Raw genomic sequence first — 20,939 nt, 5'->3', positions numbered from 1 at the left:
TTTTTACAGTCCTAATGAATTGATTATCTTATTTGCTGCTTCATCAACCTTTCCCTCACGATTGAGTATGTACTTGACTGGTGAGCCTGTAATTACTGCACATGCTGAAATCATACCTGATTGGACATCTAGCTCTTTCTTGACATTTGCAAGGGTGATTTTATCCCGATTTCTAGTGTCATCGCTCATTCTTCGGCTATAGATTTCCTCAGGCTTTGCAGATACTGAGACAAAGTTTGATGGTTTGATAATTTTGAGAACATGTTCTGGTAATCCAGGATAGTATCCTTCTGGAGAGCTGATAAATGCATGTGTGTCAATGATTACAATTTCTTCAGTGTGTGCTGCAATCTTTTCAGCTGCAACTTTTTGTAGTTCTTGTTGTTTTCCGATTGGGAGTTTTCGTAGTTCGTCTCTATCATTAAGACCATTTTCTTTTGCAACCTCAAACATCAAAGTTCCATAACTTACAACACTGATACTCTTTTGATGATCTTTGATGTGATCAACAATTTTAGATAGTAATGTAGTCTTCCCAACTCCTGGGATTCCAACTAAAACAATTTTCTTACTTTCTGCCAAGTAAAGCACCCAATCGCGGCATTACAACTTCGACTTGTTCTCTAACTAATTGTGTGTAATAGTTGATGAGAATATCTACCATAAGTAAAACTCCGATACCAGAACCAAATACACCCAAGACATCAGATGCACCTGCTAACAGACCCAGAATAGCTGAGCCAATAATGGTGACTGATGGAATGTACTTGTTCAACAATGCTTCAACGGGTTTGTTTGATCTTCTAAATCCAGGAATCTGTACATCTGCATCAAGCAAGTTCTGAGCTGCACTCTTTGGTGAAAGACCACCTAGCTCTACCCATAACCTACCAAATACAATTACAATTCCAATCATGAATAGGACATAGCCAACTGCACGTCCAGGATCCAAAGCTGCAACGTCTAGACCTCTAGGTGGTGTGATGTAATAGATAAGACCACCAATTGGGGTCGACGGACTCGTCGGGTCGAATTGCGCTATGAAATTCATAAAGAAATTATTGTTACGCGGGTTCGCATTGGCCCACAACATCTGGAAGATAAAGACGGCGTTTGCAGTAAGTGCAGATGCCAAGATAACTGGAATATTTGATACATACATCATCTTGATTGGATAGACTGCAGAGAATCCTCTGTATTTTGTAGATACGATTGGAATCTCAATCTTCATTCCTTGTGTGAAGACAAGTATCAGTATAACACCTGCCGTCAGACACAGACCGAAGATGCTCGGCAACTGGTTTGAACGGAACATGATGTTTGACAGGTCACCTGCCATGATTGATTGTCCAATGTATGGAATGATACCAATAGTTCCTCCATCTCCTGCAGGCAATGGGCTGAACAGACTCCACAGAATTTGTTGAGCAACACCTGCCATAATGAAGAGACTGATTCCACTACCAAGGCCCCAGCCTTTCTGAATTAATTCGTCTAAGAACATGATAATAATCGACGCGGCCATAAGCTGCCCGACCATGACATACAGTATCGACGGGTCAGAGACTCCAGGACCATAGACTGCTACGCCATATACAATAGATTCAGCTACAATTACAACATAAGTTACCATCTTTGTTGCAGTTTGGAATACACCTCTTTCCTCTGGTTTCTTAAAGTCAAATTTGAGAATGTCTGAACCTCTCAACAACTGCATCAAGAGTCCAGCTGTTACAATCGGCCCAATACCTAATTCAACAAGGGTTCCTTGTTGTGATGCAAAAATTACTCTAGCAAATGCTAGGAAGTCAAATTCAGGGGTTGTTGCTCCAAATAATGGTGTTTGGCCCATTACCATGTAGATAAGTAATGCAACTCCACACCAGAGCAATCTAGTGGATAATGGAATCTTCTTTTTTGGTTTTGGAACTTGAGGAAGATATGGTTCTGCTTTAAAGACCATCTTTCGAATGATGGTGGTAACTGTACCCTCAGCCATCTTCTGTAACTACCTCTTCCCCATCAGATTTTTCTTTTGCTGCAGAAATTACTTCTCCGCCAACAGCCTTTAGTTTCTCTTCTGCAGATGCAGTGTACTGTGTGACTTTGACAGAATAAGCGTTTGATACTTTTCCGCCGCCAAGGAGTTTCTCGTATCCTGCATTTTCAAGGTCTACGACTTTTTTTCCTCCTTCTTCTTTACCGAACTTAGTAAACAAGTCATCAAGATCACGGACGCTAGCCCATTTCTTGGTAATATTTGGGTGAGGTGGTTTAGTTGAATCATGGCCATAATGATCTGGTTCATCTTTTAGTGTTGTACTCCAATGATGTTTCATCATTCCAGTAACTCCAAGACCACCTTTGTGACCACTTGCACGATGTTGACCTACTTGGCCCCATCCCATGTGGCGTCCTCCCCTAAGTCGTCTTGTTTTTCTTAATCTTGTTGCCATGTTAAATCATATTCCTAACAATTGTTGCGAGTTCTTTGTTTCTTCCAAGAATTCCTTTTTGTCCATACAATCTCTTTGTACTTCTTTTGAATCCGTGTCTTGGTGGTGCTAATGCAAACCAAGGTTTTAGTGGTTTTAATTTTGATAACATTGTTTTTCCTTCAGTTAGTGCTGCAGCTAGTTCTGCAGAACTTGCATAACCTAATTCTTTAAGATCTTCTGGCGTTACTTTCTTGTATCCAGACTTTCTTGCTTTTTTGTCAATGAGTTCTTGTGCCAACTCTGTGTCAAGATCAACCCAAGCAACATAGTGTTGTACTTTTTTTAGCATACCAAGTAAGTTGTCTTTTGCAGGAAGAATTACTGCACGATATTTTCTTTCAAGTTTTAGCAAATCCATTGTAGTTGATGCCCAATAAGGACAGTCTGCTTGACCTTTGATTCTAACAACTAGTACTGCATTTGCCATTTCTCATCAACCCTGACTAAATGTCTGTCTAAGACAGTCCAAGATAGCTTTTGAAGTAGAGTTCATTGTAGGAGTTGAACCTTTTGCAGTAGTCCAAGCGTCTTTTAGACCAGCTAACTCCAATAATCGTTTAATTTTACCACCTGCTACAAGACCTAATCCACGAGGTGCAGGAATAATTTCAATTGTAACACTTCCACCTTTACCCTTTACTTTGAATGGTACTGAATGTTTTTGATCACATCTGCATTCCCAACTGCCACAGCCCATCTTGATTGGATTGACGTTAAGATAAGCAGCGTTTGTTGCCTTTTCAATTGCAATTCTCATTTGTTTTGATTTTCCTTGTCCAATTCCCAAGTAACCGTTCTCGTTTCCAGTTGCAACGATTGCTTTGAATCTTGTTGATTGACCGTTTGATGTCATCTTTTGGATAATTCCAACATCAACGACTTCACTCTTCAAGTCAGGCAGTAATTTTTTGATAATTCCTGCTTCTTGAATTCTTAATCCTAATTCAATAATTTCTTCTAGTGATGAAATTTCTCCTGATGCAACTTTTTGTCCAAGAATTGTTTTTGGAACCCAAACTTCTTCTTCTGGTTCTCTTCTTCTTCTTGGTCTATCTCCACCTTTTGCACCATCAGGTCTACCTCCGCCATAAGTTGGGGCACCTTTACCTTTCTGTCCGCCTTGTGGTTTAGATTCTGTTGTTTGACTCATTTCATTTTACCTCAGTATCAATTGTAGATTTCATTTTAGAGACTTCGTTTTTAACAGTAAGATGTTCTCCGTTAATTCTTTCTTCAGATGGAAATGTTTCTTCGTTTGCTGGAACCTCTAGACCTGCATCGATAACTCCTTTGAGAGCTGCTGCCATTCTTTGGGTGTATCTTTTAGTTCCAGTATACAAGATTGCATCCTTTGCACCTTGTCCAAGTGCTTTCTTTCCTGCCAAGTATCCAGTAAGATATGCCGCTGGGACACTCTTTCTAGAGCCCTTCCAACCTTTTTCAAGAAGATATCTAGAATGTGCAGATGCAACAACCTTGTCGCCAGTCATACCAGGTTTTAGAATTTGGACTTGAGTATTTTCATTAGTAATATTTACAGTGATAAAGTCACGCTTACCCATCAACATTGTACTACGTTTACGATAATTGGTCTTCTCCTCGCGCAGTCTCCTTAATATTTTTGAATAGGCCATGTATAGAATTCGAGTTTGAACGTGCTCTTATATACGTTAAGCGCGAATGAGCGAGGCAAGCAATGCCTTTTGAGAATGAAGACGATTTTCTGCTTCATCCCAAACAACAGATTGTGGACCATCAATTACTGACGAAGTAACTTCTTGATCTCGTTTTGCTGGAAGACAATGCATAAAGATCGCATCTTTCTTTGCAGACTTCATCAATTTGGGGTTAACTTGGTATTTCGGAAGGAATTTTTTGATTCTCTTTGGATCATTGTTATGAATAGAAGAATAGGTGTCAGTTACTATAACATCGGCATTTTTTACTGCCTTTAGCGGATCAGTCGTTAGTTCTATAATGGTTGACTTTTGGGCTTCTTTGACGGTCTTCTTGTCCGGCTCAAAGCCTTTTGGAGTTGCAATAGACATTGTTGCACCTGCCAATGCTGTACCATAAATCATAGAATTGCATACATTATTGCCATCACCAATCCACGCGATCTTAATTCCTTTGATTTTTTTCTTCTTTTCTTTTATTGTCATAAAGTCTGCCAAGATTTGACAAGGATGAAAAGTATCAGAGAGTCCATTAATGATTGGGACAGTTGCATTTTCAGATAATTGTTCTAATAATTTGTGATCATAGACACGAGCCATTATACAATCAGTATATCGTGAAAGAGTCTTTGCAGTATCTTCAACTGACTCACCTCGTGACAACTGCATGTCATTTGATGAAAGATTAACTGCATAACCGCCAAGTTGTGACATTCCAATTTCAAAACTAACTCGTGTTCGAGTAGATGGTTTTTGAAAAATCATCGTTAATGTTTTGTTTTTTAGAATAGGTTTGTTTCCACCTTTCTTGAGTTCTTTTTTTAGTTTAAGTGCATCATCAATTAGACCCACAAATTCCTTTGGGGACAATTCCGCTAAAGTGAGTAAATTTTTTGTTTTTAGTTTCATCTTCTAAAGAACCCGAACCTACCTTTTTTCTTTTTTGGTTCTTCTTTATCATGTTTTTGAATCTCTTCTTCATCTTCATCCTCATCATCTTCATACTCATCTTCATCTTCTTCATCTTCGTCCCCTGGTTCAGGTTTCCCATCTTTAATCCATTGACGAATTTTTTTGCCTAGTTTGAAAGCCTCATCATCGTTTTCTGGTGGAGGAACATCAAACAAATCTGAATAAGTTGCAATCTCATCATCTTTGATTCCTTCAAACGGATCATCAGAAGTTGGTTCTGGTTCTGGTGTTGGTTCTGGTGTTGGTTCTGGTGTTGGTTCTGGTGTTGGTTCTGGTGTTGGTTCTGGTGTTGGTTCTGGTGTTGGTTCTGGTGTTGGTTCTGGTGTTGGTTCTGGTGTTGGTTCTGGTGTTGGTTCTGGTGTTGGTTCTGGTGTTGGTTCTGGTGTTGGTTCTGGTGTTGGTTCTGGTGTTGGTTCTGGTGTTGGTTCTGGTGTTGGTTCTGGTGTTGGTTCTGGTGTTGGTTCTGGTGTTGGTTCTGGTGTTGGTTCTGGTGTTGGTTCTGGTGTTGGTTCTGGTGTTGGTTCTGGTGTTGGTTCTGGTGTTGGTTCTTTCTTGATATCGACGTTATCCAGATTTCCAAAAACAGTTTCAAGAAAAGTTTTCTTATCAAAGGGTTTCAAATCAGGATATTCCTGTCCAACTCCAACATACATCACAGGGGTTGAAGTGACTTTAACAATAGATAGAGCAGCACCTCCTCTTGCATCTGCATCACTCTTGGTAAGAATTGAACCATGGAAGTTTGTATGCGCATGAAATTCACGAGCTTGATTGACAGTATCATTTCCTGCCAAAGAATCACCAACAAAAATTTTTAGATCAGGATTTACAACTTTGGTAATTTTTTCAATTTGTTGCATCAAGTTTTCACTTGTTTGCATTCTTCCCGCAGTGTCAATCAAAACAACATCTGTTTTGTGAGATTTTGCATACAGTACTGCATCACGTGCAACAGCTGCAGGATCAGAATTGTAATTTTGTGCAACAAGTTTTAGATTAAGTCGATTAGTGTGTTCTCGTAATTGTTCAATTGCACCAGCTCTAAATGTATCAGCAGCTGCAACAACAACAGAATATTTTTCTTGTTGTAACATGTGTGCAACTTTAGCTAGTGATGTTGTCTTTCCAGTTCCATTAATTCCAAGGAATAAAATCAGAAATGGTTGACCTTGTTCCTTTTTTTCATTAATTTTTCCAAATAGATCAATTTCTCCAGCTGCATCAAAATGTGCAGAAATACTAGAAATCAAACTGTCTTTAACAAATTTTTCTATCTCTTTTTTGTCAACTTTGGAGCCGACCAGTTTTTCTTTAAGATCATCTTTGATTGAATCAATTACTTCAGTTGCAACATCAGATTCTAAAAGAGAAATTTCTAATTCAAAGAGAATGTCTTCTATGTCTTTTTCATTAAGTTCTTTTTCACCAAAACTTTTCGCTGCATTAGAAAATGCACTACGAAGTTTATCAAACATTGTTTATCCCGATTTTGGAGGTTGACCAGATTGTTGCATGGCTTGCATCAGTTGGTTGACTTGTGCTTTGCCTTGCTCCAATCTTTGAGCAGCATCTTGTTTTTTTGCTGCAGTATCTTGTATTGCGATTTCAATTTCTTTGATTCTCTCTTCAAGATAATTAATTGCAGAAGGAAAGTCTTTTTCTACTGCCACTCCTGCGCCAATGTTTAAAATTATTTTGCTATCGGATGAAATTTTTGTTGGGACATATGTTCCAAGTCCAATTGGAACAAGAGTGTCGGATTCAGGGTTTTTACTAAGAGATTTTATGGATTCAATAGCTGCAGTTGCTTCTCTAAATACACCAAGAAATGTATTTTCTCTTTGAGATAAGTCTGCAAAATATGTTTCAAGCATCTGCATTTGTTGCATTAATTGTTCTGCTTGTTCTTGACTCATTTACAACATGACTTTCTCTTATGGTTATAAATTCATTCATAGAAAGCGAATCAAAAAATGAATAAAAAATAAAGAATGAACTTTATTTTGCTTTAGAGAATCTGTTCTCTACCTCATCCCAGTTAACTACGTTCCACCATGCTTCAATGTAAGCAGGTCTCTTGTTTTGGTAGTTGAGATAGTATGCATGTTCCCAAACATCACAGCCTAACAATGGAACTAGTCCTTCAGTTCTAGGACTTGTTTGGTTTGGCATTGATTTGTACTCAACCTTTCCAGAAGAAGGGTTGTATACTAACCATCCCCAACCACTGCCTTGAATTACTGCTGTAGTGGATGAAAACTTCTCTTTGAAGTCAGAAAAGCTTCCAAAAGAATCGTTAATTGCATCAGCAATTGATCCCCCAGGTTCTCCGCCTCCATTTGGTTTCATGTTATTCCAAAATAGCCTATGGTTATCATAACCACCACCGTTGAAATTAATTGCACCTCTTTTGTCTTCTGGAACTGAATTGATATCAGACAAGATGTCAAGAATATCTTTGTCTTGAATTTCAGCTGGACATGTTTCAAGAGCTGCATTTAGTTTGTCAGTGTATGTTTGATGATGCTTTGTGTGGTGAATCTCCATGGTTCTTGCGTCAATGTGAGGTTCTAATGCATCATAAGCATATGGCATTTCAGGAAGTGTGTATTTTCCCATAAATTTATTTGAAAATTTATTCCATTTATTGGTTTACAGGTAATCATTTTTACTTGCTAAAATTGTTAAAAGATTTGTGAAATTCTTAGTGATTTTTTCTTTTATTGTTGTAATTTTGATGGGATTAATTTTAACTCAAGCAACTGATTCTAAAAATCAAATTCATACATACTTGGAAAGAAGTGTCCCATTTGTTGGAACAGATATTCCAAGAATAGATGGAATAGATGGAACAGGAATCAAAATTGCGATTATTGATACTGGTGTAGACTTTAATCATCCAGATTTGTTTGGTTGGGGTCATGATGGAAAAGTTGTTGGAGGATACAATTTCATTCAAGAGGGTCAACCCCCTATGGACAATAATGGACATGGCACACAAGTTGCAGGGGTCATAGCTGCTGATGGGCAAGCAACAGGTGTTGCACCCAAGGCAAAAATCCTTGCCTACAAGGTATCTGAAGATGGAGAGGGAGTATCATCAGATTTAATCATTAGAGCAATTGAAAAAGCAATTGAAGATGATGCAGACATTATCAATATCAGTTTAGGAGTAAACAAAACAAACACAAAGATTGAAAGAGCAGTAAATCAAGCACTAGAAAAAGAAATCTTTGTAGTAACTGCAGCTGGAAATGACGGTCCAGAATTAGGAAGTATCGGAAGTCCTGGAAGAAACTTTGGGTCAGTTACAGTTGGTGCAACTTACAACAATCTTACATCAAGTTTGGTTGCAACATTAGAAGTTAATGACAAGCCATATACAGTAATTCCAATGGCAGGAAATAAAAAAACGGAAGACGCAATTTCTGGAAAACTAGTATTTGGAGGATTTGGAAAAGTAGATGAATTAAAAGATCTCGATGTCAAAGATTCAATATTGATTGTTGAAAGAGGCAGTGATGTAAAAGAGGAATTGTTGTATTTTTCAATAAAGGAAACTAATGCAGCAGACGCAGGAGCAAAAGCAATGATTGTTTACAATAACATTCCAGGAATTTTTCTTGGAGAATTAATTCATGAGTTTATTGAGCCAAATTATTCGCCTAGAATTCCAGTTGTATCAATTGATAGAGAAGAAGGATTAGAGATTATTGAATCGATTAATGGAGATGAAGCTACATTGAATTTGTTCTTTAATCCAGATTATCTTGCACATTTTAGTTCAAGAGGACCAGTATCTCCATTTTATATCAAACCAGAAATTGTGGCGCCAGGAGCATACATCAATACCACACAAAACAATGCAGGATACAATTTTACTAGTGGAACCAGTTATGCGGCTCCCCACGTAAGTGGTGCAGCAGCACTATTACTACAAAAAAATCCAGAATTGCACCATCATGAGATAAAGTCATTATTACTGACCACAGTTGAGCCTGTATCTGATGCCTACGGAGATGAATTCTCCATACAAGAAACAGGCGCAGGCAGGCTGAACATCGCAAAAGCATTTGATGCAAAATTGATCATAGAGCCTCCAAACTTTGTAGGACTAGCATCATCAGATAACAAAGTCGTTGAAAAACAATTCCAACTAAAATCGCTTGATGGGACATGGGATGGATTTGACATGACATTTGATGGGCCAGAGTTCATAAAATTTGGAGGAGAGTTAGTTGATGAAAATATTTTGAATGTAAAAATGAGGGTACTAGAAGACAAGTTTGGAGAACATGAAGGAAAGATAAAGATAAGTCATGAAGGGATACAATATGTCATTCCATTTGTGTTACACTATACACAAGGGTCAATTTCAATAGTTCAACAAAACGAAAAACTATTCTTTGAAATCCATCACCCAGAAGAATGGAGTTTTGCAAAGATTTCAGTTACAAACAGCAAAGACGGAAGAATTGATACAACAACTGTAACACCAGACAAAGCTGCATCAATTGATGTCTATGAGAATGCAGAATATTGGGTGGATGCAAAAATTAGAATTAACGGAAACACATCAAGTGCATACAACACAATAGAAATCAAAACGCTTGAAGAAAGAAAAAGACTAGACTTTGACATTCCAGAAAGACAGATGGTAATAATTGCCAGTGCAGTAATTGTAATTGGAATAATAGGTATTGTTCTAAAAAGAAGATAGTTTATTGTGGTGGTTTTGGACCAGCGTCAATAATTTCTTGTGAGACTCCATCAAACTTTTTAAAGTTCTCAACAAACATTTGAGCAAGTTTCTTTGCAGACAAATCATATGCATCTTTGTCAATCCAAGTGTTTCTAGGATCTAAAATCTCAGAAGGAACACCTTCCACTTCTGTTGGAACATCTAGATTAAACAAATCATTGTGAGTATACTTTACAATATTTAGACCACCAGAAAGTGCAGCAGTAACCATTGCACGACTATACTTTATCTTGACTCTCTGTCCAACTCCATATGGACCACCAGACCAACCAGTGTTAATGAGGTAGACTACAGTATTGTGTTCGTTAATCTTTTCACCAAGTAATTTAGCGTAAACAGAGGCAGGTCTAGGCATGAATGGGGCTCCAAAGCACTGAGAGAATACAGATTTTGGTTCCTTAATTCCTCTTTCAGTTCCTGCAAGTTTGCTGGTGTATCCAGACATAAAGTGATACATTGCAGCTTCTTTGGTAAGTCTTGATACAGGAGGTAATACTCCCAAGGCATCTGCTGTCAAAAATATAATCACTTTAGGATTTCCACCAACACTTGGAATTACAGCACCTGGAATGAAATCCAAAGGATAACCAACTCTAGTGTTTTCAGTTAAAGTGTTATCATCATAATCAGGAACGTTGTCATTTAGAACTACATTTTCTAAAAGTGCACCAGGTTTGATTGCGTTCCAAATTTCTGGTTCTGCCTCTTGACTAAGATTGATACATTTTGCATAGCATCCGCCTTCAAAGTTAAAGGTCCCATTATCAGACCAACCATGTTCATCATCACCAATTAGTTTTCTGTTAGGGTCTGCTGAAAGTGTGGTTTTTCCAGTGCCAGACAATCCAAAGAATAAAGCAGTGTCTCCTTTTTCCCCAATGTTTGCAGAACAGTGCATTGGGAAAATTCCTTTATCAGGTAAGAGGAAGTTCATTACACCAAACATTGACTTTTTCATTTCACCTGCATATTCAGTTCCACCAATCAAGACAATCTTTCGTGTCAAGTCAATGAGGATGAATATGTCAGTTCTGGTTCCATCAATCTCGGGGTCAGCCTTAAAGTCATTAATACAAAGAATTGTAAATTCTGGTTCGTGGTTTTGTAATTCATCACTTGTTGGACGAATAAACAAATTGCTTGAGAACATATTTTGCCAAACATGATCATTGATTACTCTAATTGGTAAACGAGTACCAGGATCAGCTCCTACAAATCCGTCAAATACAAAGAGTTCCTTGTTATCAACAAAGTTTTTCATTTTTTCTAAGAGTTTTTCAAATTTACCACTTGGGAATTGATGGTTAATTTTACCCCAATCAATTGTATCATGGGTTTTATCATCATATACGATAAATCTGTCATCAGGTGAACGCCCAGTGTATTTTCCAGTATTTACTGAAAGAGAGCCTGTAGAGTTTACCACGCCTTCTTTTCTCTCAACTGCTAGATTCACCATCTCATCTGTACTAAGATTTCTGTGGACTTTGGATGGATTGATCCCAAAATCTTTGAGTTGGGCTGAAAACTTGTCAGTTGTGGCAGTACCAACTACTTGTGTCAGAGTATTACGCCTCCAAAAATAATGTCATTAATCCCAGGCTTGTTCATGAGATATTTCGATCCGCCTTCCATTTCCTTATTATCTCTTACCAATTGAAATTATTTTGACTGTCTAGGAACGTATTTATTCCAAAATTCAAGAGTCAATCTGATGCCGATCAACAAAGACAAGATTGCAAAGAGACAGGAGATCAAAGAACACAATCCTGATTTTGAAAGACCAGAGAGTTGGCGTTATGTTAGACTTCAAACTGGTTGGAGAAAACCAAAAGGTATTGATCATCATCAGAGAAAACAGTGGAGTAGAGGTCGTCCAGGTCTAGTCAAAGTAGGATTTGGCGGACCAAAAGATGCAAGAGGATTACATCCATCAGGATTTACAGATAATTTAGTTTACAATTTAGATGACTTGGCAAAACTTGATCCAAAAAAGGATGGAGTAAGATTAGGTCACAGTGTAGGTACTAGAAAAAGAAAAGAGATTGTTACAAAAGCAGTTGAGCAAAAATTCAAAATTTTCAATGCGAGAGTGAGTGCAAGTGGTAGTAAATCTTAAAGCTAAGAAAAGACTAGCATCCAGAGTAACTGGTGTTGGAGTCCACAGAATAAAATTTGATGCAGACCATCTTACTGATGTAGCTGATGCAATTACAAGAGAAAACATTCGAAGTCTAATTACAGCTAACACAATCAAAATTGATTCATTTACTGGAACATCCAGAGGAAGAGCACAAACTAAAAAAGCTCAAAGAAACAAGAGAGGTACTAAACAAGGTTCAAAACAAGGACGTAAAGGTGCACGTGTTGGCAAAAAAGAAATCTATGTTGCAAAGGTTCGTTCATTGAGAAGACTGCTAAAGATTGCAAAAGATAGAAAAGAATTGACGAATCCTGAATTTTGGGCACTCTACAAAAAAGTAGGTGGAAATACAGTCAGAAACAAGGCCCACTTGAGACAATTAATGGAAGAGATTGTCGCAAAAAGAAAGAATTAGAACTTTTCAAAAATCCTTTTAATTCAAAAGATCCAATTTAGACTATGACAGACATACTCAAAGCGACATCCATGGATCATGTCAACATGAATGTAAAAGACTTGGCAAAAACAGTAGAATTTTACAAAAATTTGTTCGGGTTTGAGATTAGAAAAGATGACAATTCACCAAACAAGATGGGTGCACCTTCAAAAATTATTGGAAATGATTCAATCAAACTTTGTTTGTATGAAGACCCACAGGTAACTCCTACTGGAGGAATTGCACATTTTGGATTTCATGTAGAGAATTTTGACGACATTATGCAAAAGTGCAAAGAACTTGGAGTCGAAGTACTTTATGACGGGCCTGTAGATTTTGAGAAATCAAGTTCAGTATACATCAAAGATCCAACAGGGTATGACATTGAATTAAGCAAAGTATCAGGAGGAGGATTGTAAATTAGAATCGATAAACAGTCTTTTCCCAATCTAGAATTTTACCATTTTCAATTTTGATACCCTCATCATTAAGCATCTTTGTTTTGATATGCTCACCATATGCATATCCACCAACTTTACCATTAGACATAACAACTCTGTGACATGGAATGATTACAGGGTAAGGATTCTTGTTCATTATTCTTCCAACTGCTCGTTGCCCATTCTTTAGACCAACAGCCTTTGCAAGTTCACCATAAGTCGTGATTTGGCCTTTTGGAACTTCTAGTAATTTTTTGTAGATCTTTTTCTCAAGATTCAAAGTTTGATTACCTCAAGTTCTGTAGATTCTAGAAGGTCAAGAACTTTTTGCTTGTTTGGTCCCAGTCCATTCCAATCTAGCAGAGCAAATTTGGCCATATTGTTTTGCTTGAGAATATGGGAGAACAATTCTTCATCAAGATTGTCAAGTGCGTGTTTTGGAATTACAGTTCCAAGTGCATATTTGCCATCAAGTAGTTGTTCTGTAAACTTTGTAGGATAATGAGTTCCACCAAAACATATCGCAACGGGGTTTTTTGGGATATCATTTGACATTACTTCATGAACAAATTTTGCAACTCTATGACACAGATTCTCATCAGTCCACTGTTTTTCAGTAGTTCCAATCTCAATGAAAATTGAGGGTTTTTTGAGATCTGTAGGTCCGTGGTGTGTTGCTTCTATTGTAATGTCAAACTCTACAAAATCAGATTGATGATCACGTAAAGTTTGGAGGTATTTTTTTTGTAAGTCAGGATGAGGGATTGCTACTTGTCTATCTTTTCCACCAAACTTTGCCTCTGAAAAATTCCCAGTGCTATGACAAGTGAGTGCAAGAACTCCAGATTCAGCTGCATGTTTTGATAAAAATACAAATCCATCATAATCATATTTTTCTTCTAACCAATCTGCAGAAATTGCAGGGGTTGGGATAATTATCAAATCATAATACTTGCCTCGAAATACATCTCCATCTTGAGTCATATCTTTGCAAAGAAATTTTGCCATATTGTGACCTGCAGGATCATCAACATACGCAACTAGCAGTTCCATGAAATAAGAGATATAAAGAGACCTTATTAATTTCCACCAATGAACCCGAAGCAGAGATTGAAGGATATGGCAAATACCTTGAAAATGGCAAAAAAGCCAGACAAAGATGAGTACAAACAACATCTTAGATTGGTTTTGCTAGGTATCGGTGGTATAGGAACTATTGGATTTATCATTCAATTTGTCTTTTCGGTGATCACATTTGGAAGGTAAAATTGTCAGAAGAAGTAAAATCACATTTGTTTGCAATTAGAACCACTGGTGGACAAGAAAAAGTGGTAATGAGATTATTAGAAGCAAAAGCTAATGCAAATCAAATCAATATTCAATCAGTATTTTGGGTAAATGATCTTAAAGGATATGTTGTCATTGAAGCAATCAATCCAAGTGATGCATACATGGCAGTAGAGGGAGTAAGACACATCCGAGGTCAACTAAGAGGAGAATTAGAATTTAAAGACATAGAAGGATACTTGGTAAAGAAATCAACAGTTTCAACATTAGCAGTAGACAATGTTGTAGAAATCACCGGTGGTCCATTCAAAGGAATGAAAGCAACAATTACCAGAATTGATTCAGATAAGGAAGAAGCTACTGTTGTTTTGCTTGATGCATCATACCAACTACCAGTTACAGTCGACGCAAACTATCTAAAACTGTCAACAGAGGGTTAGGAAGGATTAAATTTTCATTTTGAGGCGATAAAATATGGGAGAACAAAAAATTTCATCACTTGTAACAGGAGGAGGAGCATCTGCAGGTCCACCTTTAGGTCCAGCACTAGGTCCACTTGGCGTTAACATCATGGAAGTCATTAATGCAATTAATGATAAAACAAAAGACTTTGAGGGAATGAAAGTCCCAGTCACCGTTATTGTAGATAGTGATACAAAAAAGTATGAGATTGAAATTGGAATCCCATCAGCAGCTGCACTCATTATGAAAGAAGCAGGAATCCAAAAAGGGTCTGGAGCTTCTGGAACTGAATGGGCAGGAGATGTAACAATGGATGCAGTTGTTAAAGTTGCAAACACGAAACTAGAAAATTCTTATGCATCATCATTAAAATCAGTCGCAAAAACCATAGTTGGTACATGTCTTGCTTTAGGAGTCAAAGTAGAAGGAAAGACCCCTAAAGAAATTACAGCAGAGATCAATGAAGGCAAGTGGGATGAGAAATTCCAATAGTTAAACTCGGGTTTCATCTACATCATCTAAAATTTTCTGCATACAATTATGACAAATCACGTCATGACTAGACAATTTTTGAATTACATCATGATCTTGAACTCTTGAATCATAAGTTGCAGAAATTACTATCTTGTTACTCCAAACTTCAAAGTCTTCTTTTTTCTTGGAGCACATAAAGCAATTCATGATACAGTTACAGGTTTTGTGTATAAAACCTAAACATCATTACCTGTAACTACCCATTCAAGTGCTCTGAGAACACCTTGATAGTACTTCATTGCATCCATAGATTCAGTACTAACCAATCTTTGTTCAATTTCCTTTCTATATTCTGCAACTTCATTTTCTGTTTTCATAAAATTTGTAAAAAATGCGTCTAGATAAATGGGTTTTTGATAAAACCGTTTGCCAAAAGAACCACAATCCCTACAGCAGTTCCGGTACCTCCAAGAATTCCTATCAAAAAGGCAGCATCACGTTTGTCCATTTGAAATGATTCAAAATTTTGCAACTTATGAATTTAGAGTTTTGGGAGTTGGCCTGTTTTATCCAGATTTGATTTACATACCTTACAATACAGTCTAACTTCAGTTGAGGGGAATTCAGAACCACAATTTTTACAAATGTAAAGTTTGGTTTCACCCATGAATCTATAATGTGTATTACAGACTTAAGCATTGATAATTTCGTATTTATCGTGTTTTTTCAGATTTTTCTTGTGCAGTATCAATTCCATACTGTTCTTTTCTCTTCTTGTTTGATAACTCACAATAGAAAATTTGTTTATCTTCAGACATTATGATTACTAATTTGTTTGATTATTAATAGATGATGTATTATGTCAATTCATTGAGATATACTGGATCTTTGTCAGTCTTTTGTAACTCTACAAAGGTCTCTGTATTTTGAACACCTTCGATTTTTCCAATCTTCTCAATTACAACAGAGTGAAGGGATTCAAGATTCTTGGAATATACTTGGATCATAATATCAAATCTTCCAGTGACTTCCGAAATTGATACAACCTCAGGTGTTTCCATGAATTTTTTGTGAATTGCCTCTTTAAACTTTGGATCTCTGTTAATTCCAACATTTGCTTTTACACCTATTCCTAACAAGGAATCATCAATTTCGACAGTGAATTTCTTTATGAGTTTCTTTTTGACTAGTCTCTTGATTCGGCTATAAAGTACAGATGCGTTGATTCCTAGTTTCTTTGAGAGTACTGGAACTGAGATCGAACCATCTTTTGTTAACTCAAAAAGCAATTTCATGTCTAATTCATCGAATCTATGCAAGATATTCGAAAATTCTCGTTGTGATTTAATATATGTAGGTTTTGAGAGGAATTTGATGTTGATTTTCAATTAATTTGGGGAAAAAATGAAATTTTTTAAAATAATCTACATCAAGAGAGTCTCTGCCTCTAAACGATTTTAAGTAGGCTTTCTCGAAATTGTTCGTAATGATTACAGAGGCTCAACTAGTTGACATAGTAAAAGAAGCAAAGGCTGCAACCAAAGCAAAAAAGTTCAAGCAGTCAATAGAGTTGATTGTCAATTTCAAAGATATTGATGTCAAGAAAGGATTTGCACTCAATGAAGTTGTTCAACTTCCAAAGACCAGTTCTCCTGCAACAGTTTGCGTCATTGCAACAGGAGACATGGGAACAAAAGCAAAAGCAGCAAAAGCAGACTCTGTTATCGGAAATGAAGAACTAGACAAATTTGGAGCAAACAAAAGAGAGTCTAGGAAATTCATCAACAAATATGATTTCTTTTTGGCAGACACACAAATCATGCCAACAGTTGGTAAAACTTTGGGTCAGCTATTAGGTCCTAGAGGAAAGATGCCAACACCAGTTCCATTTAATGCACCTATTGAATCATTTTTGTCTAGATTTAGATCATCAATTAAAGTTAGAACAAGAGCATCACTTTCTGTTTCATGCAAGATTGGAGATGAAACAATGGAAGATGCAGACTTGGCAATAAATGCACATGCAGTTCTAAGTGCAATTGAAAAGAAATTACCAAACGGTGAGAAGAACATGAAAAGAGTCATGATCAAAACCACAATGGGAAAACCAATCAAACAACTACAAGAGGTTAAGAAGAAGTTTGCATGAAAATAGAACCTCTTATCCAAAGAGAAAAACACAGATGTATCAGCAATTACAAGAGCTACCAAAAAAATACAAAGTAATGGCAATTATCAAAATGAACAAGGTACGTTCTACTCAGATACTACCTTTAAGAAAAACTCTCAAAGACGATGTAGAGTTTTTCAGTGTTAAAGACAAAGTTGCACAAAAAGCATTAGAGAATTCAGACATTCCTGGAATGAAAGACATGATTGGAGAATTCAAAGGACAAGTAATGATCATGTTTACAAACATGTCACCATTCAAACTTAACGTACTCTTGGCAAAGAACAAAATCATGATGATGGCAAGAGGTGGAGATATTGCAAGTGTTGATGTTGTAGTTCCAGCAAAGAACACGGGAATCGCTCCAGGACCAATGCTTACAGAATTCAAAGAAGCAGGAATCCCAACTAAGATTGATCAAGGTACAATCTGGATTGCAAAAGATTCCACACCAGTACTCAAAGGTGAGGCAATCAATGAGAAACTTGCAGCAATTTTAGGTAAATTAGACATCAAACCGGTAGAAGCAGGAATTACATTATTCACAGCACTTGAAGACGGACTCAAGTATGCTGAAGAAGAGATGATAATTGATGTTGAGAAAGTAAGAGACGAATTTGCACAAGCACACCAAGAAGCAATTTCATTATCTATTGAGGCAGCATATGTCACACCAGAAAACATCGAACAAATATTGGCAAAAGCAGCACAATCAGCACGTTCTGTTTCTGTTGAATCAGGATACATGACTGATGAGACTAAAGAGCAAATCTTGCAAAAGGCAGATGCTCAAGCAAGAGCAGTTGCAGGTCAAGCAAAAGATTACACCCCAGCATAAAACAAAAACAATTCTTTCAAGTGGCAACTAGCAATTAAAGTAGAATCATTTATGAACATAATAACTATGGTTTGAACTGTTGGCAACAGAATATTTGCAAAAATCTCAAGTGAAATTTCCTGCAATTGTATTCCTTGTAGCATTATCTGGAACTACACTAGCAATGTGGGGGGCAAGTTGGGATATCACATCACATTTGCTAAGAGAACCTGAGACATTCTTTACACCATCACACGGAATTTTGTATCTTGGTGTAGGAATTAGTGTAATTAGTGCAATAATGAGTTCTGTTGTGTATCTCAGAAGAAAGGAACTCAGAACAGAGTCATTTGCAATGGGACTCAAGCTAATCATAATAGGTTCAATGATTCAAGTTGCCGCAGGGCCAGGAGATTTTTACTGGCATGAGTTATTTGGATTAGATGGACTGCTTAGTCCAACTCACATTACACTTGCATTAGGAATTCTAACTACATTGGTAGGCTCTGTTATTGGATTTTCACGAATTAATTTCCACTTGGAAGAAAAAAATTCTTTCTTTAAAATAATCTTACCAATAACATATGGAATTTTTTGGTTTAGCATAATGTGGTTAATCTTCTTTTTTGTGTTACCAATTTCAGAAGGAGAAACTCATAATTTCAATCCTGACCCCAATGTTGCAATTGTACTAAGTTTTATCTTAATTCCATTTGCATATTCTCTAATATTTTGGACATCATCAAAGACACAGAAAAGATTTGGTGCAACAAGTGGTGCAGCACTAACATTTATCGTGATGAACATATCATCAAACATATTTACATCTGAAGACATCATGTCATATCTTCCATGGTTTGCAGCACCAATGATTAGTGCAATTGTTGCAGACTATATTTTTAACAAAAAATGGAAATCAAAAATATTACAAAAACATTCAGGAAAAATTGCAGGTGCAATACTGGGTTCAATGTTTTTTGCATTTAGTTTTCCAATGCTTTCAATGACATTTTTAGAAATTTATCTGCACAACGACATATTCCCATACGATGTTTTGCCAACATCATCGGATGTTGTTTTCAAACATTGGATGATGAGTGTTCCAGGAGGAATTGTTTCAGGAATAGTAGGAATGATTCTTGCACCTAAAATACTAAGATTCAACTCAGAGTAATATGAAAGCGATGTTCTTTGCCATAGTAGTGGCAATTATTGCTTTTTTCTTGCTTCAGACAGTTTTGCCTTTTCCATACGGATTGGTAGTGGGTTTGGGACTCGTGATAGGCATAATTTGGTATGCAAAAAAACAAAAAACATTCCAAAAAGATTCGGTTCTAAATTACAGAAGAGTAGATCCAATTAATGAAGAAGAACGGGCACAAAATGATGAGGCATTAAGGATTTTAGAGAAAAAATACATTGAAGAAAAAATCTCAAAATATGAATATCTGAGACTAAAAAAGGAATTTGAAGATTTAGAATACAATCCAAGAAAATGTGAATCATGTGGTTCAGAAGATTTTGAGTTTATCTCAGAAGAAAGAATTGAAGAGCCAGGAGAACATACATCAGATATTGGATATTACAAATGCATGAGGTGTGGTAAAAGATGAAGAAAAAAGAAGAAAATGAAATTCTAGAGCACATTAGTCAGAAATTTGAAGATGATGTTCCAGGAATTGTCAAAATGTTAGTACGAAAAAAAATTGGCAAGTTCCAATCATTTGATGTAGAATCTTTGCCTGAATCACTACGAACATGTACAGTTGAAGAACTAATTGATATTGTAAAGAAAGGGTTAGAATCAGGCAAACTCAATATATGATTTAGGTACAAACTTGGTTTTTGATTGATAACTGTTACTACACATAAGATATTTTCCTTTAAATGTAAAAATTTATCCATCAAACTAATGCAGAAATTACTTCCAATACTTGGATTATTTGCCATTTTGATTGTAGGATTAACTACACCGGCAATGGCAGAATATGATGAGTGGGATGACAAATACGAACAACTAGAAGATGAATTTGAAGACAAAAGACATCAGATTGAAAAAGAGTTCGAGCAAAAATATGACGAGTTAGACAAACATTATGAAGAATTAAAAGCAGAAATTTATGAAAAAATAGATAGTAATTCTGATCTTAGTTATTCAGAAATTGATGCAATGTTTTACGAATTGTTTTTAGAATTTGAGGAAAAAGAAAAAGCTTTGGAATCAGAAATGATAAAACAATTTGGCGAGCTTGATGAGTCATTTGAAAATGAATTACGCAATCTTGATGAGCAGTCAAGACAATACTATGACGAACATGAAAAAGAAGATGATGAATTTTATGAAAACGATCCTGAATGGAAATCAATTGAACCACTAGTAGACAGAATTATGAAATTAGTATCCATGGAGAAGATACAAAGACTCTGGGAAGCAGGTGAAATTGATCAACTAGTAGAACTAATCGTCTCTGAAACTGACTTGAGTCACGAAGAAGCAAAACGAGTTGTAATATTCTTTGAGAAATATGAGGATGAAACACATGATGAGGATTACTATTATGATGACGACTATCCAGAATACGACTACAGAGAATATGATTTTGAAGAGTACGAATATCCAGAATCATATCCTACAGATAACGAACAAATTCTCAGACTAGAACAAAGAATTGCAGAACTTGAAGAAGAAAATCAGATGCTTCTAGAGACAATAGAAGAATTGGAAGAAAAAATAATTCAGGTAAATGCAATTATGATGGAACAAGTCAAATTCATCTACGAATGGGTGCAATCCCAATAACT

At 36.5% G+C, this 20,939-nt stretch carries 30 protein-coding genes; 13 read left to right on the top strand and 17 right to left on the bottom strand.

Annotated features, from left to right (window positions below):
* Nucleotides 1–3 precede the first annotated feature (3 nt).
* The 10 genes from NMAR_RS02160 to NMAR_RS02115 all read right to left on the bottom strand — a co-directional run bounded on the left by NMAR_RS02160 (nt 4) and on the right by NMAR_RS02115 (nt 7,765).
* Entirely contained in the window at nt 4–582 is a 579-nt protein-coding gene (locus NMAR_RS02160) for an adenylate kinase (protein ID WP_012214786.1), read from the bottom strand.
* Nucleotides 569–1,999: a preprotein translocase subunit SecY gene (secY, locus tag NMAR_RS02155; protein WP_012214785.1), complete on the bottom strand. Its 1,431-nt coding sequence runs from the start codon at nt 1,997–1,999 to the stop codon at nt 569–571. Before secY ends, NMAR_RS02160 begins: the two co-directional genes overlap by 14 nt.
* On the bottom strand, nt 1,992–2,456 hold the full coding sequence (locus NMAR_RS02150) for an uL15 family ribosomal protein (protein WP_012214784.1): 465 nt from the start codon (nt 2,454–2,456) through the stop codon (nt 1,992–1,994). The genes secY and NMAR_RS02150 overlap by 8 nt, the downstream gene beginning before the upstream one ends.
* 1 nt (nt 2,457) lies before the next feature.
* A complete protein-coding gene (locus NMAR_RS02145; protein WP_012214783.1) occupies nt 2,458–2,925 on the bottom strand; it encodes a 50S ribosomal protein L30 in 468 nt (155 codons plus the stop codon).
* A 6-nt stretch (nt 2,926–2,931) separates the two neighbouring features.
* Nucleotides 2,932–3,648 carry a 30S ribosomal protein S5 gene (locus tag NMAR_RS02140; protein ID WP_012214782.1) on the bottom strand — a complete coding sequence of 239 codons (717 nt, stop codon included), beginning with the start codon at nt 3,646–3,648 and terminating at the stop codon, nt 2,932–2,934.
* 1 nt (nt 3,649) lies between these two features.
* The gene (locus NMAR_RS02135; protein WP_012214781.1) at nt 3,650–4,132 is read right to left on the bottom strand and encodes a 50S ribosomal protein L18; all 483 of its coding nucleotides are present in this window, start codon (nt 4,130–4,132) and stop codon (nt 3,650–3,652) included.
* 36 nt (nt 4,133–4,168) lie between these two features.
* Nucleotides 4,169–5,083: an ornithine carbamoyltransferase gene (argF, locus tag NMAR_RS02130; RefSeq protein WP_012214780.1), complete on the bottom strand. Its 915-nt coding sequence runs from the start codon at nt 5,081–5,083 to the stop codon at nt 4,169–4,171.
* Nucleotides 5,080–6,621 (bottom strand): signal recognition particle-docking protein FtsY, encoded by a 1,542-nt coding sequence (ftsY, locus tag NMAR_RS02125; RefSeq protein ID WP_012214779.1) that lies wholly within the window; start codon nt 6,619–6,621, stop codon nt 5,080–5,082. The genes argF and ftsY overlap by 4 nt, the downstream gene beginning before the upstream one ends.
* A 3-nt stretch (nt 6,622–6,624) precedes the next feature.
* A complete protein-coding gene (gene pfdA, locus NMAR_RS02120) occupies nt 6,625–7,062 on the bottom strand; it encodes a prefoldin subunit alpha (protein ID WP_012214778.1) in 438 nt (145 codons plus the stop codon).
* Nucleotides 7,063–7,144: 82 nt separating this feature from the next.
* Nucleotides 7,145–7,765 carry a superoxide dismutase gene (locus tag NMAR_RS02115; RefSeq protein ID WP_012214777.1) on the bottom strand — a complete coding sequence of 207 codons (621 nt, stop codon included), beginning with the start codon at nt 7,763–7,765 and terminating at the stop codon, nt 7,145–7,147.
* Between the two features lie 88 nt (nt 7,766–7,853).
* On the opposite strand from NMAR_RS02115, the gene NMAR_RS02110 reads away from it, so the two are divergent.
* Nucleotides 7,854–9,866, top strand: coding sequence for a S8 family serine peptidase (locus tag NMAR_RS02110; protein WP_420835138.1), 2,013 nt, complete (start codon nt 7,854–7,856; stop codon nt 9,864–9,866).
* Between the two features lies 1 nt (nt 9,867).
* Here the strand turns inward: NMAR_RS02110 and pckA are convergent, their stop codons facing one another.
* Nucleotides 9,868–11,472 carry a phosphoenolpyruvate carboxykinase (ATP) gene (gene pckA, locus NMAR_RS02105; RefSeq protein ID WP_148680037.1) on the bottom strand — a complete coding sequence of 535 codons (1,605 nt, stop codon included), beginning with the start codon at nt 11,470–11,472 and terminating at the stop codon, nt 9,868–9,870.
* Between the two features lie 150 nt (nt 11,473–11,622).
* Between pckA and NMAR_RS02100 the strand changes: the two genes are divergently transcribed.
* From NMAR_RS02100 to NMAR_RS02090, 3 genes are read left to right on the top strand one after another with little or no spacing between them, the layout of a single operon-like run.
* Nucleotides 11,623–12,027 (top strand): 50S ribosomal protein L32e, encoded by a 405-nt coding sequence (locus NMAR_RS02100; RefSeq protein ID WP_012214774.1) that lies wholly within the window; start codon nt 11,623–11,625, stop codon nt 12,025–12,027.
* The gene (locus NMAR_RS02095) at nt 12,011–12,466 is read left to right on the top strand and encodes a 50S ribosomal protein L19e (protein WP_012214773.1); all 456 of its coding nucleotides are present in this window, start codon (nt 12,011–12,013) and stop codon (nt 12,464–12,466) included. The genes NMAR_RS02100 and NMAR_RS02095 overlap by 17 nt, the downstream gene beginning before the upstream one ends.
* 44 nt (nt 12,467–12,510) lie before the next feature.
* On the top strand, nt 12,511–12,906 hold the full coding sequence (locus tag NMAR_RS02090) for a VOC family protein (RefSeq protein WP_012214772.1): 396 nt from the start codon (nt 12,511–12,513) through the stop codon (nt 12,904–12,906).
* Nucleotide 12,907: 1 nt separating this feature from the next.
* Here the strand turns inward: NMAR_RS02090 and NMAR_RS02085 are convergent, their stop codons facing one another.
* The gene (locus NMAR_RS02085; protein WP_012214771.1) at nt 12,908–13,207 is read right to left on the bottom strand and encodes a methylated-DNA--[protein]-cysteine S-methyltransferase; all 300 of its coding nucleotides are present in this window, start codon (nt 13,205–13,207) and stop codon (nt 12,908–12,910) included.
* Nucleotides 13,204–13,980 (bottom strand): D-aminoacyl-tRNA deacylase, encoded by a 777-nt coding sequence (locus tag NMAR_RS02080; RefSeq protein ID WP_012214770.1) that lies wholly within the window; start codon nt 13,978–13,980, stop codon nt 13,204–13,206. The genes NMAR_RS02085 and NMAR_RS02080 overlap by 4 nt, the downstream gene beginning before the upstream one ends.
* A gap of 66 nt (nt 13,981–14,046) precedes the next feature.
* Here NMAR_RS02080 and NMAR_RS02075 point away from each other — a divergent pair, with 66 nt between their 5' ends.
* From NMAR_RS02075 to NMAR_RS02065, 3 genes are read left to right on the top strand one after another with little or no spacing between them, the layout of a single operon-like run.
* Nucleotides 14,047–14,193, top strand: a complete 147-nt coding sequence (locus NMAR_RS02075; RefSeq protein ID WP_238523187.1) for a protein translocase SEC61 complex subunit gamma — start codon at nt 14,047–14,049, stop codon at nt 14,191–14,193.
* Between the two features lie 2 nt (nt 14,194–14,195).
* Entirely contained in the window at nt 14,196–14,654 is a 459-nt protein-coding gene (locus tag NMAR_RS02070; protein WP_012214769.1) for a transcription elongation factor Spt5, read from the top strand.
* A gap of 34 nt (nt 14,655–14,688) precedes the next feature.
* Nucleotides 14,689–15,168, top strand: a complete 480-nt coding sequence (locus tag NMAR_RS02065) for a 50S ribosomal protein L11 (RefSeq protein ID WP_012214768.1) — start codon at nt 14,689–14,691, stop codon at nt 15,166–15,168.
* Here the strand turns inward: NMAR_RS02065 and NMAR_RS02060 are convergent, their stop codons facing one another.
* The 4 genes from NMAR_RS02060 to NMAR_RS02055 all read right to left on the bottom strand — a co-directional run bounded on the left by NMAR_RS02060 (nt 15,169) and on the right by NMAR_RS02055 (nt 16,445).
* Nucleotides 15,169–15,357 carry a hypothetical protein gene (locus NMAR_RS02060; RefSeq protein WP_148680036.1) on the bottom strand — a complete coding sequence of 63 codons (189 nt, stop codon included), beginning with the start codon at nt 15,355–15,357 and terminating at the stop codon, nt 15,169–15,171. It lies immediately after the preceding gene.
* Nucleotides 15,358–15,386: 29 nt separating this feature from the next.
* Entirely contained in the window at nt 15,387–15,527 is a 141-nt protein-coding gene (locus NMAR_RS09650; RefSeq protein WP_012214767.1) for a hypothetical protein, read from the bottom strand.
* A gap of 164 nt (nt 15,528–15,691) precedes the next feature.
* The gene (locus NMAR_RS09985) at nt 15,692–15,817 is read right to left on the bottom strand and encodes a hypothetical protein (protein WP_274377692.1); all 126 of its coding nucleotides are present in this window, start codon (nt 15,815–15,817) and stop codon (nt 15,692–15,694) included.
* Between the two features lie 190 nt (nt 15,818–16,007).
* Nucleotides 16,008–16,445 (bottom strand): Lrp/AsnC family transcriptional regulator, encoded by a 438-nt coding sequence (locus NMAR_RS02055; protein WP_012214766.1) that lies wholly within the window; start codon nt 16,443–16,445, stop codon nt 16,008–16,010.
* Between the two features lie 191 nt (nt 16,446–16,636).
* On the opposite strand from NMAR_RS02055, the gene NMAR_RS02050 reads away from it, so the two are divergent.
* The 6 genes from NMAR_RS02050 to NMAR_RS02025 all read left to right on the top strand — a co-directional run bounded on the left by NMAR_RS02050 (nt 16,637) and on the right by NMAR_RS02025 (nt 20,937).
* Complete coding sequence (locus NMAR_RS02050; protein WP_012214765.1) at nt 16,637–17,299, top strand: 50S ribosomal protein L1; 663 nt, start codon at nt 16,637–16,639, stop codon at nt 17,297–17,299.
* Nucleotides 17,292–18,158 carry a 50S ribosomal protein L10 gene (locus NMAR_RS02045; RefSeq protein ID WP_012214764.1) on the top strand — a complete coding sequence of 289 codons (867 nt, stop codon included), beginning with the start codon at nt 17,292–17,294 and terminating at the stop codon, nt 18,156–18,158. Before NMAR_RS02050 ends, NMAR_RS02045 begins: the two co-directional genes overlap by 8 nt.
* 79 nt (nt 18,159–18,237) lie before the next feature.
* A complete protein-coding gene (locus NMAR_RS02040; RefSeq protein WP_012214763.1) occupies nt 18,238–19,311 on the top strand; it encodes a hypothetical protein in 1,074 nt (357 codons plus the stop codon).
* 28 nt (nt 19,312–19,339) lie between these two features.
* Nucleotides 19,340–19,750 (top strand): hypothetical protein, encoded by a 411-nt coding sequence (locus tag NMAR_RS02035; protein WP_238523185.1) that lies wholly within the window; start codon nt 19,340–19,342, stop codon nt 19,748–19,750.
* Nucleotides 19,747–19,962: a hypothetical protein gene (locus NMAR_RS02030; protein ID WP_012214761.1), complete on the top strand. Its 216-nt coding sequence runs from the start codon at nt 19,747–19,749 to the stop codon at nt 19,960–19,962. Before NMAR_RS02035 ends, NMAR_RS02030 begins: the two co-directional genes overlap by 4 nt.
* An 87-nt stretch (nt 19,963–20,049) precedes the next feature.
* On the top strand, nt 20,050–20,937 hold the full coding sequence (locus NMAR_RS02025) for a hypothetical protein (protein WP_012214760.1): 888 nt from the start codon (nt 20,050–20,052) through the stop codon (nt 20,935–20,937).
* Nucleotides 20,938–20,939: the final 2 nt, after the last annotated feature.

Source organism: Nitrosopumilus maritimus SCM1 (assembly GCF_000018465.1).
GTDB classification, from domain to species: domain Archaea; phylum Thermoproteota; class Nitrososphaeria; order Nitrososphaerales; family Nitrosopumilaceae; genus Nitrosopumilus; species Nitrosopumilus maritimus.
This window is presented reverse-complemented; position numbering and strand designations above follow the sequence as displayed.

Bases quoted from the DNA above. Each gene is read 5' to 3' on its own strand.
- NMAR_RS02150 (WP_012214784.1), bottom strand. From the start codon at position 2,456: ATGGCAACAAGATTAAGAAAAACAAGACGACTTAGGGGAGGACGCCAC.
- ftsY (WP_012214779.1), bottom strand. From the start codon at position 6,621: ATGTTTGATAAACTTCGTAGTGCATTTTCTAATGCAGCGAAAAGTTTT.
- NMAR_RS02080 (WP_012214770.1), bottom strand. From the start codon at position 13,980: ATGGAACTGCTAGTTGCGTATGTTGATGATCCTGCAGGTCACAATATG.
- NMAR_RS02090 (WP_012214772.1), top strand. From the start codon at position 12,511: ATGACAGACATACTCAAAGCGACATCCATGGATCATGTCAACATGAAT.
- NMAR_RS02025 (WP_012214760.1), top strand. From the start codon at position 20,050: ATGCAGAAATTACTTCCAATACTTGGATTATTTGCCATTTTGATTGTA.
- NMAR_RS02100 (WP_012214774.1), top strand. From the start codon at position 11,623: ATGCCGATCAACAAAGACAAGATTGCAAAGAGACAGGAGATCAAAGAA.
- argF (WP_012214780.1), bottom strand. From the start codon at position 5,083: ATGAAACTAAAAACAAAAAATTTACTCACTTTAGCGGAATTGTCCCCA.
- NMAR_RS09650 (WP_012214767.1), bottom strand. From the start codon at position 15,527: ATGAAAACAGAAAATGAAGTTGCAGAATATAGAAAGGAAATTGAACAA.
- NMAR_RS02030 (WP_012214761.1), top strand. From the start codon at position 19,747: ATGAAGAAAAAAGAAGAAAATGAAATTCTAGAGCACATTAGTCAGAAA.
- pfdA (WP_012214778.1), bottom strand. From the start codon at position 7,062: ATGAGTCAAGAACAAGCAGAACAATTAATGCAACAAATGCAGATGCTT.
- NMAR_RS02115 (WP_012214777.1), bottom strand. From the start codon at position 7,765: ATGGGAAAATACACACTTCCTGAAATGCCATATGCTTATGATGCATTA.
- NMAR_RS02055 (WP_012214766.1), bottom strand. From the start codon at position 16,445: ATGAAATTGCTTTTTGAGTTAACAAAAGATGGTTCGATCTCAGTTCCA.
- NMAR_RS02135 (WP_012214781.1), bottom strand. From the start codon at position 4,132: ATGGCCTATTCAAAAATATTAAGGAGACTGCGCGAGGAGAAGACCAAT.
- NMAR_RS02140 (WP_012214782.1), bottom strand. From the start codon at position 3,648: ATGAGTCAAACAACAGAATCTAAACCACAAGGCGGACAGAAAGGTAAA.
- NMAR_RS02075 (WP_238523187.1), top strand. From the start codon at position 14,047: ATGGCAAATACCTTGAAAATGGCAAAAAAGCCAGACAAAGATGAGTAC.
- NMAR_RS02065 (WP_012214768.1), top strand. From the start codon at position 14,689: ATGGGAGAACAAAAAATTTCATCACTTGTAACAGGAGGAGGAGCATCT.
- NMAR_RS02145 (WP_012214783.1), bottom strand. From the start codon at position 2,925: ATGGCAAATGCAGTACTAGTTGTTAGAATCAAAGGTCAAGCAGACTGT.
- secY (WP_012214785.1), bottom strand. From the start codon at position 1,999: ATGGCTGAGGGTACAGTTACCACCATCATTCGAAAGATGGTCTTTAAA.
- NMAR_RS09985 (WP_274377692.1), bottom strand. From the start codon at position 15,817: ATGGGTGAAACCAAACTTTACATTTGTAAAAATTGTGGTTCTGAATTC.
- NMAR_RS02050 (WP_012214765.1), top strand. From the start codon at position 16,637: ATGATTACAGAGGCTCAACTAGTTGACATAGTAAAAGAAGCAAAGGCT.
- NMAR_RS02060 (WP_148680036.1), bottom strand. From the start codon at position 15,357: ATGAATTGCTTTATGTGCTCCAAGAAAAAAGAAGACTTTGAAGTTTGG.